We start from the raw sequence: 13,970 nt of genomic DNA, 5'->3' as shown, positions 1-13,970 counted from the left end.
GGTTCCACGGCTCTACGCAGCCACGTTGGCGCGAGCCCCGACCACCATCCCAGCGCGCTACACGCTTACGGCACCCCAGCAGCGCCACCTCAAAGCCACTCCGTCAGCCGTGCGTCGCACATTCAAAAATCACCATGCTCTACGCGTCATTTACAATTCGCAGAGAGCTCATGATCAAATAGGCCTCGCCGTCAATATACTCCGGATCAACGTCGAACGCCTCCTCGCTATCCTCGAATTCTCCGTCTTCCGATTCCAAGTCAGGGTAGGTCATAAAATCAGAAGCCATGGGCCAACGCTCCTGCCAGTCGTCGTACTGCCTAATATAATCCAGGCCGTACCCCAACAAGGAGGAATCAAGGTCATCGGATTCGAAAAAATGCCGATCCAATACGCCCTTGAATTTCTCATCGGCAGCCTGAATTATCTCCTCCTTAATGGAGGGGTCCACAAAGTCTGACAGCTGCACCGCATACATTGCCGCTTTAAACAGGCCGTATTCTTGTCGATCTCTATTAAACAGGGCGGTCAAGCCCTCCAGCTTGACGGATTCATGGAGTGCGCGAACCCTCGCATGTCGCGATTCATGCGTGAGTCGAATTAGGTGCGGTATATCGTCGAGATCGCGAGCGTCGTAAACACAGCCTTGGACCGACAATCTGTCAGCAGCCTGCTGTGCCAACTCCGATAGAGCCAGTTCTTGCGCAATCCGAAGGCAGGCAAGCAGCCGCCCAGCCCTGTCGTAGCTTGCCGTTTCACGCCGATCCAGCGTAGCCAGAGCGGCTCTCTCCAAGTCGGCAGCGTGGGGCATCAAATTCACCTTGGCCGGAGCCTCTACATCGCAAGGCCCGGTGTGGGCATCCCAAAGATGGACGACTTGATCAAAAGAATAGGGATTTCTTAGAACCCATTGAAGCCAATCAGGTTCGTTTGCCAGTTTAGCTAGAATGAAATCATTTACAGAAGGGTTCGCGAACTCTACTTGCCTACGGTAGGGCGCTGCGGCGACCTTAACGAAAGTCCCCTCAAGTACCTTTAGGCTGTTTCGGAAATTTGCCACACTGCCAGCCCTGCACTCAAGGAAAGCCTCCTCTAGCGAGGCCGCAGAAGATTCTGATCCCATAGAGAAGAGCAGGACAAGAATCCTTCTCTCACTGTCCCCCAACTGGTGGTCAAAAATATGCCGCCACACCACCATGGGATCATTAAGAACGGCTATGACCTGCGACTTCGGAGTTCCTCGATCGGGATCGTAAGGAACGGAAAATACGTTAGAAAGAGCCCTAGGGTTGAATTTTTTATGCCTAATAATCGGACGATATGTTTCTGGTTGTGCGAAATCCTCTTTGGCGGATGCCGGCCAATCCGACCAGTGCACATGATTGTATAGAATTTGTGCTTTTTCTTCGAGAGTGAAGGTGTCTAAGTCAACCAGAAACGTCAGGGGATCTAGGTTTTCGCGATCGAGCCGTTCATGACGTTGGCGCGCTTGCTCCAAGATGTAGCCCCGAGTTGTGCAGACTAGTCGCTTGTTCGGCTCTCTTCGCACCCTCCGTATCACCGAGAGAAGGCGACCATCCTCATTCTTGTATAGTTTATCGCCTAGCGAGCTCTGCCCGAGGAAGTCGTCATAAATGAAGAGCTGAGGAATCTTGTCATCCCAGACTCTGTAGATATCTTCTACGTTCTCGGATACTTCAACAAGCTCAAAACCCTTGCTCGCATAATGAGCACAAATCACCTGGGCCAGCGTGGTTTTGCCCACTCCAGGCGGACCAGAAAGGAGGGCGACGTGATTTTCCTCGACGAATTGCAGTGCTAGTCGAAGGTTCCTGCTGGGCACATACGTCCGCAGGGTGTCCTTCACGTCGTCAGCTAAATGCAGCGACCTCCGAATGATGTTTCTTGCAATGGCAGATTCGAGGATTGTGGCATCATTCAGCCACAGTCTAATGTGCTTGCGGATAATATCTGGGTGATTTCGCAAGATAGAAGTGATCTCATCGATACCGAATATGTCGCCCTCATTGACGATGTATGGCCGGAATTCCGCGGCCAGTTTCTCCTTAGCGGCTGGTGTCATTTCCACCGAAGTGGCGAGGATGTAACGTGTCGGGCTAAGGCGGCGAACCTTGGATAGCTCTTTTTCGATGAGATGCTTGAAGAGCTTGCTTCTTCCGCTTTTCATCCAATGCTTGCATTGGATGATCACTTTCTCTCTACCAGGACCTATATATCTAAGGTCAATCCCCCCGTCGGGGCCGCTGGTGAAGATCTCCAGTCGAACACCAAGAATCCTCTCAAAGAGATCCTTGCAGAGACTTTCAAAATCAAAGTCAGACAATTTCTGAAGATCCAGTAGATCCACAGAACCTCCCCGTGCCGACAAGAGGCCAAGCGCCAGCAAGAGATCGTAGCGCTTAGTGTCCCAACAATGGCGCTGTTCGCTTGTCAGTCACTCTGGTGAAGGCTTCAGTGATGTGGTCGACTCCGAAGCTTCCGAAGCTAGCTTGAAGAGGCCGGTACGGAGTCGCCCTACGGCCCGGCTGGCGCCGCTTGCTCTGATCGACGGCAGAGCAGCGTGGTTGAGGCTGGTGGGGGTGCACCGAAACACACGCGTGCGTGATCGTTCGGCAAGCCCGCCGTCGTGGCTGGCTGTCGTCGGCTGAGGTTCGTGCCACAAGGCCGGCTGCCCGCATCGAGGCGGCCAGCGAGCCTGTCCACGCCGACTAGCGGACCACCCGCCAGCCCTGGGCCAGTGTCACGAACTCGTCACTCTGGCGCGTCCGGTCTGGTGAGCGGGTGAGAATCGCGCACATGAGCGTGATCAACTGGGGTGACGTCCCCACGTGGCTCGGAACGGTGTTCGCTGCGGCAGCAGCGGGTGCAGCGGTGTGGACGTTGAAGAGTCAGCGAGACCAGATCCAAGAACAACGGGTCTTCATCGCTGAGCAGTCGGCCACGATGGAACTGGAACGTGCTGAACTGCGCTCTGCAGCCGAGGATCGGCGGTGGGCGCAAGCACGGCGCGTGCGCATGCATCACCAGCCCGCATGGTCGACGCCCGACGCCGAGGGGAATGCTGGGCCGGACGACCACTGGGTAGTCATTGCGAGCAATGGCAGCGATGCGCCCGTGCACCAGGTGGAAGTCCGCTTCGGCTCGGCTTACACGGCAGCCGAGGCCTATGAGCTGAGTCGGGAGTCTCTGCACGCCCACCAGGGGGAACGACGCACGATTCCCCTTCACCTGGTGGGCCCCAGCCGAAGGGTTCGCTTCCACTCTCAGCGATGGCCGTCAGCCACAGTGCACAACAACCGCCCCACGCTGTACTTCACCGACGACGGCGGGGTGCGCTGGTCGCTGGACTCGTACGGCAAGCTTGAGGAGACCGAGCAACAGCCAGATCGTCCGCTACCAGCGTGAGCGGGCCCGGCCACCAACGGTAGGCGACGGCGGGGCCCGGTCTCAGCGTGCCAGCAGGCTCAGGGCTGCTGCGGGTAGTACACCGAAGTGCCGGCGTCGGGGTAGTCCTGGAAGAGCTCCCTCTCCAGCGCCCAGCGGGCGTCCCTCAGTGCGTCCTCCGCCTGCGTCAGCCTCTTGTGCGCAAGGCTCTCAGGGCCCGTGCGGGGGAAGGCGTTTGCCACCTTGCCCCCTAGGCGCACTAGTTCCCTCTGCATCTCGGCCAGTTGCTGTCCGATCTGGGCGTGCTCTTCTTCGCTGAGGCGTGGCTTCGTCATGCGACCATCGTCCCTTCTTCGGTGTGCTGAGGACGGGCTTCGGCTTCGTCTTCACCCAGAGGGGCTTCACTTGCTACGGGCGCCGCGACGGCGATGGACGTCGGCGAGATCATAGATGACCAGCCCGGCATCGGTGCGCCGCACGCGGATCCGCGACGTCGGCGTTGTTGTTGTCGTTGTTGGCGAGCTGAACTGCAGCAGGAACACCCTCAGATAACTGGGTGGAGTGGCGGGACAGTGTGCCGGGCGCCTGGGAGCACTGAGCCCTTGGACGTCCTGCAAGCCTCGCCAATCTCCTTACAAGAGGTCGTGTTGTGGGTCACACTGGCGTCTCTGTCTTGAGTTGGGGGGACGATGAGTAGTCCGTACATCAACGCACCGATCCGAGCCCGCATGTATGGCTCCACGCTGCACAAGGTGGTGTGGGTTGTCGTGGTAGTGCTGTCTGCCGGTTTGCTGGCGCCGCCGTTGTTCTTCATCGCGGCGAAGAAGCGTGTCGTCGCCATGTACGTGCCCGCCCTTTATGCCATCTTCGCCTGGGGGACGCCGATGGTCGCGTCACTGGTTGGCAACGCGAAGAACTGGTCGGGTGGCGTGTTGGTGTTCACGTTGCTCATCGCGGCTGTGCATGCGGCGATCCTGGACACCGACTGGAAAGCGGGCCGGTAGTGGTGGGGCTTGCGGTCTCGCTGGTTCGGCTGATGCTGCGCTTGACCGTCGGGATGATCGACATGATGTTCTGGGCGTGCACGCTGGGAAAGGTGGACCCACGGATGCGCCGGTTTGTGTAGGGCCGCCGGGCCTACTGCGGGTCACCTCGAAGAGACCGCTCCGAGGTGACCCATGGCCTGCTGGCTGTTGTCGATCGTCCTGCTGGCGTGGCCTGCCGAGGCTAGGGTCTGCACTGAACAGCCTTGGGGGGCTTTGTGATCAACAAACGTGCGGCCGTCGCCGCCACTGCCGTCTGCGCACTCACAACCGTCGGCTGCGGCGCCGGTAAAGGCTCCGGCCACGGTACCGAGCCCATCGCGCCAGCGATGGTCGCTGGGCTGCCACACACGCTCGTGGGCAGCGACTACAACTCTGTCAGCCTCCTTGTGACCCAGACGCAGAACGGCACCATCACAGGCACCCTCGATGAGACGGAGGTGAAGTACAACAGCCCGGAGCATCAGCGTGCGGTCGTCACAGGAACGTTGAAGGGGTCGAAGGTCACCCTCACGGTGAAGTTGACGCTAGGTAGCACGGTCATCGACGGCACCCTCGACGGCGACGCTCTTACTCTGCAGGTACCGCAGTCGAACGGCCAGATCGAGGACTACGTGCTGAAGCCTGGCAGTGTCGACGACTACAACCAGCGCGTCGCCGGACTCGAGTCCGATGGCAGCCCTAGCCCGACATCCCAGCCGTCCCAGAAGTTCTACTGAGCCTTCGGCCGACCAGGTGGCAACGCTGGCGACGTCATGACCCGGTCTGTTCCTGCCCGTTGGTGTGCCCGTAATGGCGCCGGGCCGACCGGCCGGAGGAGCCTTCGAGAGCCTGTCCGGTTCCGGAGCTCTTCCGCTGACATCCAACCCTGACATCAACGCCCCCGAACGAGGGCGACACACAACGGTCGCGGACACCGCCGACGCACGAGGTGATGGGCGACCAGGCCTCGGGCAGATCGAACTCCTAAAGCGGGTGTCGCAGGTTCGAATCCTGCCGGGGGCACAGAGAAACAACTGGTCAGAGGCCCTTCCGTCCGACGGACGGGAGGGCCTTCGCACTCGCAGCACACATATGGCACACACGAGCTGCGGGCAGAGGTGGGGAGCTGTGCGATATGCCCGCGAAGGACGATCTGGCCCGGCGCCGGTACGAGAAGCTGGTTGAGCGGCTTGAGTCGCTGATGCAGGGCGCTTTGAAGCCGGAGTACCAGGGCTACTACGGGCAGCTGGCGGCCACGAACGCGACGCCACCTTCGACGAGCTGCTCGCTATCGCCCGCACCGCACCACTGGGACGCGGGGACCGCGCCTCACGCCGCAACATCGAGGCGGCCATCCGCGCCGCTGGGTGCCGCATCGGCAAGGACCGCCTGACCCAGATCAAGGACCACGTGCAGGCCGAACTCGACCAGGCCGCCCGCCGGCGGCAGCCCGAGCCCGACAAGGAACCCGTCGGCGCCCACTGAGTCCGCAGGCACGTCCGTCACCCTCGCGTTCGACTCCTTCCGCTCGTCCCCGCGCAGCCCGCCGCGGGACGAGCGGTCTTGGAGCCATGACCTCTTTCCCACCACGCACGGAGAACCGCCCGATGCACGACCCGCACCACGAAGTGCCAAGACTGCCGCAGCAGATGATCACTACCGCCACCAGCGCAGCAAGGTATGACGTTGGACCGTCCAAGGGCCGGTCCAACGCGGACACCTCCGCCCCGGGGGCGGAGGACCTCGGGCACCGGGGGTGCCCGAGGAGGAAACGCCCGCCGACGCGGCCGAGCAGTCCCCCGCCGCGCTCGCCGACGAAGTCACCCTGCGTCGTATCGCTCGCCGACGTACCCGCGAAGACGTCCAGCGCAAGCAGCGTGTCGATGTCCGCTACAGCGTGGACGAGAAGACCCGGATCATCGCCCGCGCCCGCCAGATGGGCATCGCAGGCGCCCACCTCGTCGGTGCCGTGATCATGGCTTACCTCGACGGCGACCTCTCCGTTGGCCTAGCCGGACAGCGCACCCAGCTCGACGACTGCCTCGACAAGCTCGACGCCCTGCGGTCCGGAGTCGCCCGCATCGGCAACAACGTCAACCAGATCGCCCACCGCCTCAATGCCGGAGGCGATCCACACCGGGTGGACGCCACCGTCCTCGCCCAGACCGAACGCACCCTGGGCGCCGTCCGCGCCGCCATCGGCGACATCGCGCAGATTATGAACCACGCCGTCTCCGCGAAGGCGGCCCGGTGATCGCCAAGATCGGCAGCGGCAAGAGCACCGCCGGCTTGATCCGGTACCTGTTCGACACGAAGAAGGCCAAGGACCACACAGACCCGCACCTGGTCGCCTCCTGGGACGGCTTCGCGCCCGATCCCGGCCGCGCCGACGACTTCGACGCCACAAAGAAGCAGCTCGTGGCCGACCTCGATCAGCGGGTCAAGCAAGCCCGCCGACTGGGCCGGGCGCCCGAGCGGCACGTATGGCACTGCTCGGTACGTGCCGCCCCCGGCGACCGGCACCTCACGGACGCCGAGTGGGCGGACATCGCGCACCGCGTTGTGGCGGCCACCGGCATCGCGCCACAAGGCGATCCCGATGGGTGCCGGTGGGTCGCCGTACGCCACGCCGACGACCACATCCACATCGCCGCCACCAAGGTCCGAGGCGACCTGCGCACCGCCCGCCACTGGAACGACTACCTGACCGCGGACAAGGAACTCGCGGCCATCGAGAAGCAGGCCGCCTACCAACAGGCTGCTGCCGAGCCGCTGGCCGCCCTGGCCCAGCGCCAGCCACCCGCCCGCACCATGAAACGCCACGCCCAGCGCATCATCGCGATCCTGCCCGACCACGCCGACCAGGTCCTCGACGACCCCGCCTGGCCCGCACTGGCCGCCGCCCTGACCGAAGCCGAGACCACCGGCCACCACCCCGAACAGCTCCTCCAGCACGCCGCACGGCAGCGCACCCTGGACGACGCCCGCTCCACCGCCAGAACCCTCACCTGGCGCATCCAACGCCTCGCTGCCCGGCAGGCCCCCAGCGATCCAGCACGAGCCGCCCAAGCCCGCACGTGGGGACACCACGACCGGCACACTCCGGCCAGGCACGACCGAGCCCGTCACAGCCTGGGCCTGCGGCCCCCACGCGACACCGGCAATTCCGGCACGGACGGCCTCGCGTCTCGAGGCCGTCAGCCGTGGGGATACACCCTCTTACCAAGTGACGGACGGAGTCACCGCGCCGTGCTGACCAGAGGCTCCAGCAAGTCCAGTGCTTCCTCCCAGCGGAAGCGCTCCGCCGCGCCGCCGGCCCTCGGCCGGTGCGGTTCGCAGGAGCCGATCAGGACCCCCATACCCCGCAGCCGGTCCAGGCTCTGCTGGTAGACGGGGTGGGCGGCCTGGGCGGAGTTCAGGTAGGGCAAAGCCACGGTCGGGATGCCCATGCCGTACGCCTCGCACAGGATGCCCAGAGCAAGGGTGTCGGAGATCCCGGCGGCCCACTTGTTGATCGTGTTGAAGGTGGCGGGAGCCACGGCGATCGCGTCCGCCGGGGGCAGGGGGCGCGGGTCTCCCGGTGAACGCCAGGCGGAGCGGATCGGGTAACCGGTCTGTGCCTCGATCGCTGTGGCATCGATGAAGCCAAATCCCTGCGGTGTGGCGATGACGCCGACATCCCAGTTCGCCTCCTGGGCGGCGGTGATGAGCTTGCCGACGTCACGGGCCACGCCCGCCGCGCACACGACGACGTACAGGAAGGGCTTCTTGTCCGGGGCGGTCGGTTCGGTCACGCGGGGACTCCCAGTTGGCGACTGAAGTGGTGCAGTTCCGGCAGAGTACGTCGGCGGTCGCGGGCTGCCATGTCGGCGACCAGGTGGCGGACGTCGGGGCGGCGGATGTCCTGGGCGGCGCAGGTCTCGGCGATCCTCAGGGCTTGGTAGCCGTCAGCAAGACGGCCCTGCTGGCTATAGGCGCGGGCCGCTTCGACCCATAGTGCGGCTCGGCGTTCGGGCACCGGGATGTGCCGGCGCATGAGGGGCCGGGCCGCCTGAAGGGCGAGGCCGGCGTCGCCGAAGGCCACCAGAGCGCTCAGCTCGTGCAGGGCGACGTTGGTCGGGCTGAAGGTGGCCCAGGCGTCGGGCCGGTCGAGAGTGACGTACCGCGAGACTTCTTTCGCCTCGGTGAGGAATTCCTTCGTGGCCGCGCGATCACCACGACTGCTGGCCGCGGTCACACCGCGTAGGAGCAGCAGTCCGACGGCGGCGAGGTACTTCGGTGAACGCCGGTCGTAGGAGCCGGTGAGCTGGTCCGCGGTGTGCCGGACCAGGGTGACAGCCTCTGTGGCGTGCTTCTCGCGGACCAGGACGTGGGCCTGGACACGGACGCTGGAGGCGAGAACGACCGGGTCGCCTGAGCGTTCGGCTTCTGCCATCGCCCGGCCGACGGCGAGCCATGCGCTGCCCTGGTCGTGCTGCTTGAGCAGCAGGCTCGTCGCCGTCTGGTACGCCGTGGCCAGGAGCCGGGACACGGCATCCCTGTCCGTCGCATCACCGGCCGCCAGTCGCAGGTCGGCGATCAGGCTCGGGAGGGTGCACGACGTCCTCCACTTGCAGCACCTCGCGTTCGGCGCCACCCCGGCCCTCATCCACGCTCTGCCGACACATCCCCGGATCGCCCTCGTCCACGGTACGGACCTGCTCTTCGCCGAGACCCGCCGGGACCAGCTCCAAGTGCTACGCGAAACAGCCAGGGCCGCCGACGCCATCGTGGTCCCCACCAACGCGATGGCCGACCGCCTCCTCAAGCTCGCCCCGCAGATCGAACGCCGCAAGATCACCCACATCCCCTGGGGCATCCCCGACGTACACCGACCGGGCCGCCCTCATCCTCGGCTACCTCGCCGAACACCTCTCCGGCCGGCCCCTGGACCAACTGGCCGCTGTCCGCACCTGGCAGCCACTGGGCATGACCTCGACTCGCTTCGGCCCCTTGCCCGCCGAAAACGCCGCCCGCTGCGCGCCGACCGAACTCGTCCAGGACACCGACACTCACCTCAAGGGAGTCGCCCACGACTTCTCGGCCCGCCTCCTGGGCGGCGTCTGCGGTATCGCCGGCGTCTTCACCGTCCTCGACGACCTCACCGCCTTCCTTCGCTACATGCTCGCTCCTGCCATGTCCCCATCCCGGGCCGATTTCGGCAGCAAGTGGACCGCGCGCTCACTGACGATCCAGACGGGTGAGCTCCCGCCGGCTCGTGGCCTGTTCTGGCACCCCGCTCCCGGCACCGCCGCTGAGGAGGACATCTGGGTCCACTACGGCTTCACCGGAACAGGCATGTGGATCTCCCCCACCAAGGGCCGCTGGGCCGTGCTCCTGACCAACAAGCTCTACTACACCCGCGACCGCCGGCCGCTGACCGGGATCCGCAATGCGTTCAGGGCGCTCGCTGTCGGCTGAGCCCCCTCAGCTACGACTACCTGTACATCGACGGCCGGACTTCGGCCGATGTGACCCAGCCGGAGCCGAGAGCCGAGCCGGTCGGCGCTGATCATTCATCGGGGGTGCGGTGCAACCTTGTCACGCAAACCCGATGAGCTTTCGCCAGCGCCCACACTCATCAACCCAATGGTGCTATCGTCAGTAGCATCATGCTGCTGCGTTTGGACCAGAGAGACACCCGGCCCCTGCACGAGCAGGTTGCGAGCGCCATCCGGCGCGCCATCACCGACGGTGAATGCCGGCCTGGGGACCGCCTGCCGTCGGCCCGTGACCTCTCCCTGGCGTTGGACGTCAACGTCAACACCGTTCTGCGGGGCCTGCGCAGTCTTCGGGACGAGGGACTCCTCGAGTTCCGCAGAGGCCGAGGCGTGACCGTTGCAGACGGTGCCGACCAGCGGTCCGGGCTACTGGACCAGGTGCAGGCACTGGTGGCGGAGGCGGCGCGTCTGGGCTACAGCCGAACCGATCTCATCGAGATGATCAGGGGGATATCGTGAACGACGGCGCAAAGTCCAAGCGCGGCGCACGCTGGGCTGCCGGGGTTTGGACAGTGGGCACTGCCACTTTGATCGCGGCTCTACCCTGGGTCGCCCGTGGGCAACTGCCACAGCGAGTGGCTACGCATTGGGACCTCGGGCGCGACACCGCCGATGGTTCCATGCCCCTCTGGGCAGCGTCCCTCTTTCCAACCACCATTTGGCTGGCTCTGTCAGGAATCACGCATCTGGTAGTGCGGCGATCGCGAACCACCGCAGGCTCCGCGGCGCGGGCGTGGACCGCCGCCGTACTGCTCTCCGGGGGCATCCTCCTGGGCGGTGCGCAGGCGTCCATCATCCGCGCGAACCTCGGCCACACTGACTGGCACCAGGCCCACCAACCCACGCCGTGGATTGCCGCGACCCTCGCCACGGCCGCGGTAGCGGCAGCCGTCGTAGCGTGGATCGTGAACACGCGCAGCCGTACTTCTGCCCCGGCGGCCCCGACAAGCAGTTCCGGGTCGACCCTGGAGGTTCCTCGCGGGCAGCGCCTGGTGTGGCTCTCCCGCACCAGCAACCCGTGGCTTCAACTGCTGGCCGCGGCGACGGGCCTTGTGGCGGTGGCCGCACTGATTGCCCTGATCAGCGGCCTGGCCGCTTCCGGGCCTCTGTGGGCGTTGTTCGCCCCCTTCGCATTCGCGTCCATTGTGCTCGCGGGCTGCGCCACGGTGCAGGCACGTGCATCCGAGCGTGGCCTGGAGGTGGCGTTCGGCCCGCTTGGCTGGCCGGCCCGGCGGTGGCCGGCCGCGGACATCGACTCGGCCCGTACGGAGGACCGCTCCCCCGCGCAGGTCGGAGGTTGGGGTTACCGGTTCAGTGGTCTCGGTACCACAGTCATGCTGCGGAGTGGAGAATGCCTCGTCATTCGCACCCGCGACAAGGGTAAGGAATTCGCCATCAGTATCGATGACGCCGAACGCGGGGCAGCCCTGCTGAACGCACTGAATAGGGCAGAGACTGGCTGAGCAGAGATTGGCTGAACCTTTTCCCTCGATCCATCAGAAGCTTGGGGAACATTGAAAATGTTGACATGTGAAGTACAGCACAAAGGTTCGACGCACTTCAGAAAACGTGTCATGATCCCCCTTGAGAAGAGATCACGCACCGGGGGGGCGTGCTGACCACACGTTGCTTCCCCTCGGCGCGACTCATCCTACGAGGGGAATCCAATTGAATATCAAACAGCGCGGAATGCTCGCCGTCGCTGGTCTGACTGCGGCAACTGTATGTGTCGCTGCCGCGCCCGCCGCGACAGCCGATACTGCCGCCAAGACCTCTGCAGTGGCCGCCGCGTCCTCGTCGGTGTCGGCGAAGACTGACGGGGAGAACGTATTCCGCGGCCTTTTCTTCGGCCAAGGCAAGGTCGGGGAGCGGCTGGCCACGCTCGACCTCTTCGCGGACGCGCGCAAGCACGTCCGCAACGACTCGCCCGAGCAGGTCCGTGCGGCGAACGCGGTCATCGACCTGATCGACAAGAGGTCTCCCGGCTTCTTCGCAGAGCTGAGCGCGAAGACGCGCAGCGGTGACCCCCGTCAGGTGGAGCAGGCCGTGACGAAGGCTCAGGCCATGCTCCTCTCCGTGGCACACAAGGGGGACAAGGCCGCCAACCCTGTCGAGAACGGCCAGAAGTGTGGCGTGACCGTCGCGGTTGCCGCCGCTGTGGTCCATGTGGCGGCGGTCCTGACCGCGGCCGGTGCGGTTGTCACGGTGACGGTTGCCGTCGGCGCGAACTTCGTCAAGGGCAAGAACTGGTTCTGGAGTGCGGAACCCACAGCGGGTGACGGCTCGCAGCTGTCTCGCGACGAGGCCGTGGCACAGGTGACGGAGGCGCTGAAGGCCGCCTGAGGCGTGATCGAAGGGACGGAGCGGCTGCAGACTCTCCGTCCCCTCGGCAGCGCGCCCGCCAGTCGGCGAGCAGGCCAGGATCACTATGAAGAAATCAATCCGCCATATATACGCGAGACTTTCGCGGACCGGTGACCAAACTGTCACACTCCCCAGGCGTGCCATTGCACTCACATGCGTTGTCTGGTCAGCCTTCATTCTCTACGTAGCCCAGGAACAGCTTCCCAAGAACGCCATTACACTGCCTGCGCAGAAAAGCGTGAGGCATACCGTGGTCAATATGGCGCCGCAAGGATGGGCTTTCTTCACGAAGTCTCCCCGCGACCCAGAAATCAGACCCTACGGGAAGCAGGCCGGCAGTTGGCGATCGCTGGCTCTTGGCCCCCATTCTTCGCCGCGAAACTTTTTTGGGCTCAACCGGGCTTCCCGGGCTCAAGGCGTGGAGATTGCCCTCGTTCTTTCCTCCGCCCGAGAGAAGGACTGGCGCCCCTGCACGGGAACACGCGACAGCTGCCTCACCACTTTCGGCGCTCCGGTCAGGACGATCAAAAATGCTTCTCCCGAGCCCACCTTGTGCGGCACGATCGGCCTGCTGCAGGAACGTCCCACTCCTTGGGCATGGCGGTCCCTGATCGCTGACAGTCACTCACCGGAACGCGTCATGGTGCTGAAGGTGAGGTGCTGATGCGCCGCCACACGATCACCTTGCCATGGAGCACTGGCTACGGCTGGGCGAGGACACTGCTTGCCCTCGGCACGCTCGGAACACTCATGTGCAGCGACTCCGCCACCCTCTTCAGAGAGGTAGCCGGCGTCGGAAAGTACCCGCTGTGCCAAGGCGTGACCGGAGCCGGCGCGTGGTGCCTGGCGTCGCCCCAGGACTACGACATCGTCCGCTGGCTCTGCTGTCTCGTCCTGCTGCTTGTCGCCAGCGGATGGCGACCGGCCCTGACCGCCATCCCCCACGCCTACATATCCTTCAGCGTGTTCACCGGCATCGCCATCCCCGACGGCGGCGACCAGATCACGTGGATCCTCAGCCTCCTGATCGCGCTCGTCGCCATCGGAGACAAACGCAAGTGGCACTGGCAGACGCAACAGCCACCACAGTCCGCTCTGTCTCAGCGCCGCAGATACCTCGCCCTGGTGGGAACCAGTGCGCTGGTCGTGGCCCGCCTGCAGATGTCCCTCGTGTACTTCCAGGCATGCGTGGCCAAACTGCCGCACGCCGAGTGGGCCGACGGCACCGCGCTGTACTACTGGATCAACAACTACGACTTCGGGGCCTCGGGCTGGCTGCGCCCCCTCCTCGACGCCGTAGCCCGACAGCCGGTTGGGGTCGCCATCATGACCTGGCTCCCCCTGGTACTGGAGCTGTCCCTGGCAGCGGCCTTGCTGCTGCCCCAGAAGGTGCGCTGGATGCTGCTGCCCGCCGGCATCCTGTTTCATCTTGGCATCGCGGTGGTCATGGGGCTATGGAGCTTCGCCCTGGCCATGTGGGCGGGACTGCTGCTGCTGTTGGCACCGTTGGGCCACGATCCCGACCTCGCATGGCTGATCCGGCCCCGTGCCCGCACCACCGCCTCGCAGCCCGAGAGGCCGGAGACGCAGAGTACGGCCCTCGCTTCCTGACTCATGTCGACGCACTCCAGCCGCG

At 64.5% G+C, this 13,970-nt stretch carries 14 protein-coding genes and 4 pseudogenes; 12 read left to right on the top strand and 6 right to left on the bottom strand.

Annotation, left to right across the window (positions count from 1 at the left end; all coding sequences use genetic code 11):
• Window positions 1-139: 139 nt before the first annotated feature.
• Window positions 140-2,368, bottom strand: a complete 2,229-nt coding sequence (locus AQJ66_RS37110) for an nSTAND3 domain-containing NTPase (protein ID WP_159052551.1) — start codon at window positions 2,366-2,368, stop codon at window positions 140-142.
• Window positions 2,369-2,817: 449 nt separating this feature from the next.
• Here AQJ66_RS37110 and AQJ66_RS09140 point away from each other — a divergent pair, with 449 nt between their 5' ends.
• Window positions 2,818-3,426, top strand: coding sequence for a hypothetical protein (locus AQJ66_RS09140; protein WP_061918955.1), 609 nt, complete (start codon window positions 2,818-2,820; stop codon window positions 3,424-3,426).
• 59 nt (window positions 3,427-3,485) lie between these two features.
• Here AQJ66_RS09140 and AQJ66_RS09135 read toward each other — a convergent pair whose 3' ends face one another.
• Both AQJ66_RS09135 and AQJ66_RS38795 read right to left on the bottom strand, forming a co-directional pair.
• On the bottom strand, window positions 3,486-3,740 hold the full coding sequence (locus AQJ66_RS09135) for a hypothetical protein (protein ID WP_061918953.1): 255 nt from the start codon (window positions 3,738-3,740) through the stop codon (window positions 3,486-3,488).
• A 66-nt stretch (window positions 3,741-3,806) separates the two neighbouring features.
• Window positions 3,807-3,947 (bottom strand): hypothetical protein, encoded by a 141-nt coding sequence (locus tag AQJ66_RS38795; protein ID WP_159052550.1) that lies wholly within the window; start codon window positions 3,945-3,947, stop codon window positions 3,807-3,809.
• A gap of 147 nt (window positions 3,948-4,094) precedes the next feature.
• On the opposite strand from AQJ66_RS38795, the gene AQJ66_RS09130 reads away from it, so the two are divergent.
• Both AQJ66_RS09130 and AQJ66_RS09125 read left to right on the top strand, forming a co-directional pair.
• Window positions 4,095-4,409, top strand: a complete 315-nt coding sequence (locus AQJ66_RS09130; RefSeq protein ID WP_061918950.1) for a hypothetical protein — start codon at window positions 4,095-4,097, stop codon at window positions 4,407-4,409.
• 257 nt (window positions 4,410-4,666) lie between these two features.
• The gene (locus AQJ66_RS09125; RefSeq protein ID WP_159052549.1) at window positions 4,667-5,167 is read left to right on the top strand and encodes a hypothetical protein; all 501 of its coding nucleotides are present in this window, start codon (window positions 4,667-4,669) and stop codon (window positions 5,165-5,167) included.
• A 592-nt stretch (window positions 5,168-5,759) separates the two neighbouring features.
• Here AQJ66_RS09125 and AQJ66_RS40955 read toward each other — a convergent pair.
• The gene (locus AQJ66_RS40955) at window positions 5,760-5,936 is read right to left on the bottom strand and encodes a hypothetical protein (RefSeq protein WP_208611316.1); all 177 of its coding nucleotides are present in this window, start codon (window positions 5,934-5,936) and stop codon (window positions 5,760-5,762) included.
• Window positions 5,937-6,186: 250 nt separating this feature from the next.
• Between AQJ66_RS40955 and mobC the strand changes: the two genes are divergently transcribed.
• Both mobC and AQJ66_RS09115 read left to right on the top strand, forming a co-directional pair.
• On the top strand, window positions 6,187-6,684 hold the full coding sequence (mobC, locus tag AQJ66_RS09120; RefSeq protein ID WP_061918946.1) for a plasmid mobilization relaxosome protein MobC: 498 nt from the start codon (window positions 6,187-6,189) through the stop codon (window positions 6,682-6,684).
• Window positions 6,681-7,556: pseudogene (locus AQJ66_RS09115) on the top strand (relaxase/mobilization nuclease domain-containing protein); the annotation flags it as partial. The gene mobC and the pseudogene AQJ66_RS09115, both read left to right, overlap by 4 nt.
• Window positions 7,557-7,669: 113 nt before the next feature.
• Here AQJ66_RS09115 and AQJ66_RS37100 read toward each other — a convergent pair.
• Both AQJ66_RS37100 and AQJ66_RS09110 read right to left on the bottom strand, forming a co-directional pair.
• Window positions 7,670-8,224: a flavoprotein gene (locus tag AQJ66_RS37100; protein WP_079060144.1), complete on the bottom strand. Its 555-nt coding sequence runs from the start codon at window positions 8,222-8,224 to the stop codon at window positions 7,670-7,672.
• Window positions 8,221-9,024 (bottom strand): annotated as a pseudogene (locus AQJ66_RS09110) (helix-turn-helix domain-containing protein); the annotation flags it as partial. The gene AQJ66_RS37100 and the pseudogene AQJ66_RS09110, both read right to left, overlap by 4 nt.
• Here AQJ66_RS09110 and AQJ66_RS37095 point away from each other — a divergent pair.
• The 7 genes and pseudogenes from AQJ66_RS37095 to AQJ66_RS09085 form a co-directional block, all read left to right on the top strand.
• Window positions 8,990-9,331: pseudogene (locus tag AQJ66_RS37095) on the top strand (glycosyltransferase); the annotation flags it as partial. The pseudogenes AQJ66_RS09110 and AQJ66_RS37095 overlap by 35 nt on opposite strands.
• Window positions 9,279-9,890, top strand: a pseudogene (locus AQJ66_RS09105) (serine hydrolase); the annotation flags it as partial. The pseudogenes AQJ66_RS37095 and AQJ66_RS09105, both read left to right, overlap by 53 nt.
• A gap of 191 nt (window positions 9,891-10,081) precedes the next feature.
• Complete coding sequence (locus tag AQJ66_RS09100; protein ID WP_061918942.1) at window positions 10,082-10,429, top strand: GntR family transcriptional regulator; 348 nt, start codon at window positions 10,082-10,084, stop codon at window positions 10,427-10,429.
• A gap of 446 nt (window positions 10,430-10,875) precedes the next feature.
• A complete protein-coding gene (locus tag AQJ66_RS40845; protein WP_341849409.1) occupies window positions 10,876-11,433 on the top strand; it encodes a hypothetical protein in 558 nt (185 codons plus the stop codon).
• Window positions 11,434-11,638: 205 nt separating this feature from the next.
• A complete protein-coding gene (locus AQJ66_RS09090; RefSeq protein ID WP_159052548.1) occupies window positions 11,639-12,313 on the top strand; it encodes a sporulation delaying protein family toxin in 675 nt (224 codons plus the stop codon).
• An 85-nt stretch (window positions 12,314-12,398) separates the two neighbouring features.
• On the top strand, window positions 12,399-12,998 hold the full coding sequence (locus AQJ66_RS40950; RefSeq protein ID WP_079060142.1) for an SdpA family antimicrobial peptide system protein: 600 nt from the start codon (window positions 12,399-12,401) through the stop codon (window positions 12,996-12,998).
• Entirely contained in the window at window positions 12,998-13,945 is a 948-nt protein-coding gene (locus tag AQJ66_RS09085) for a sporulation-delaying protein SdpB family protein (protein WP_061918936.1), read from the top strand. The genes AQJ66_RS40950 and AQJ66_RS09085 overlap by 1 nt, the downstream gene beginning before the upstream one ends.
• Window positions 13,946-13,970: the final 25 nt, after the last annotated feature.

Origin of the sequence: Streptomyces bungoensis, assembly GCF_001514215.1 — a bacterium.
Lineage (GTDB): Bacteria > Actinomycetota > Actinomycetes > Streptomycetales > Streptomycetaceae > Streptomyces > Streptomyces bungoensis.
This window is presented reverse-complemented; position numbering and strand designations above follow the sequence as displayed.

Coding starts and splice junctions, on each gene's coding strand:
- AQJ66_RS09140 (WP_061918955.1), top strand. CDS start 2,818: ATGAGCGTGATCAACTGGGGTGACGTCCCCACGTGGCTCGGAACGGTG.
- AQJ66_RS09135 (WP_061918953.1), bottom strand. CDS start 3,740: ATGACGAAGCCACGCCTCAGCGAAGAAGAGCACGCCCAGATCGGACAG.
- AQJ66_RS09130 (WP_061918950.1), top strand. CDS start 4,095: ATGAGTAGTCCGTACATCAACGCACCGATCCGAGCCCGCATGTATGGC.
- AQJ66_RS09100 (WP_061918942.1), top strand. CDS start 10,082: ATGCTGCTGCGTTTGGACCAGAGAGACACCCGGCCCCTGCACGAGCAG.
- AQJ66_RS40950 (WP_079060142.1), top strand. CDS start 12,399: ATGAAGAAATCAATCCGCCATATATACGCGAGACTTTCGCGGACCGGT.
- AQJ66_RS09085 (WP_061918936.1), top strand. CDS start 12,998: ATGCGCCGCCACACGATCACCTTGCCATGGAGCACTGGCTACGGCTGG.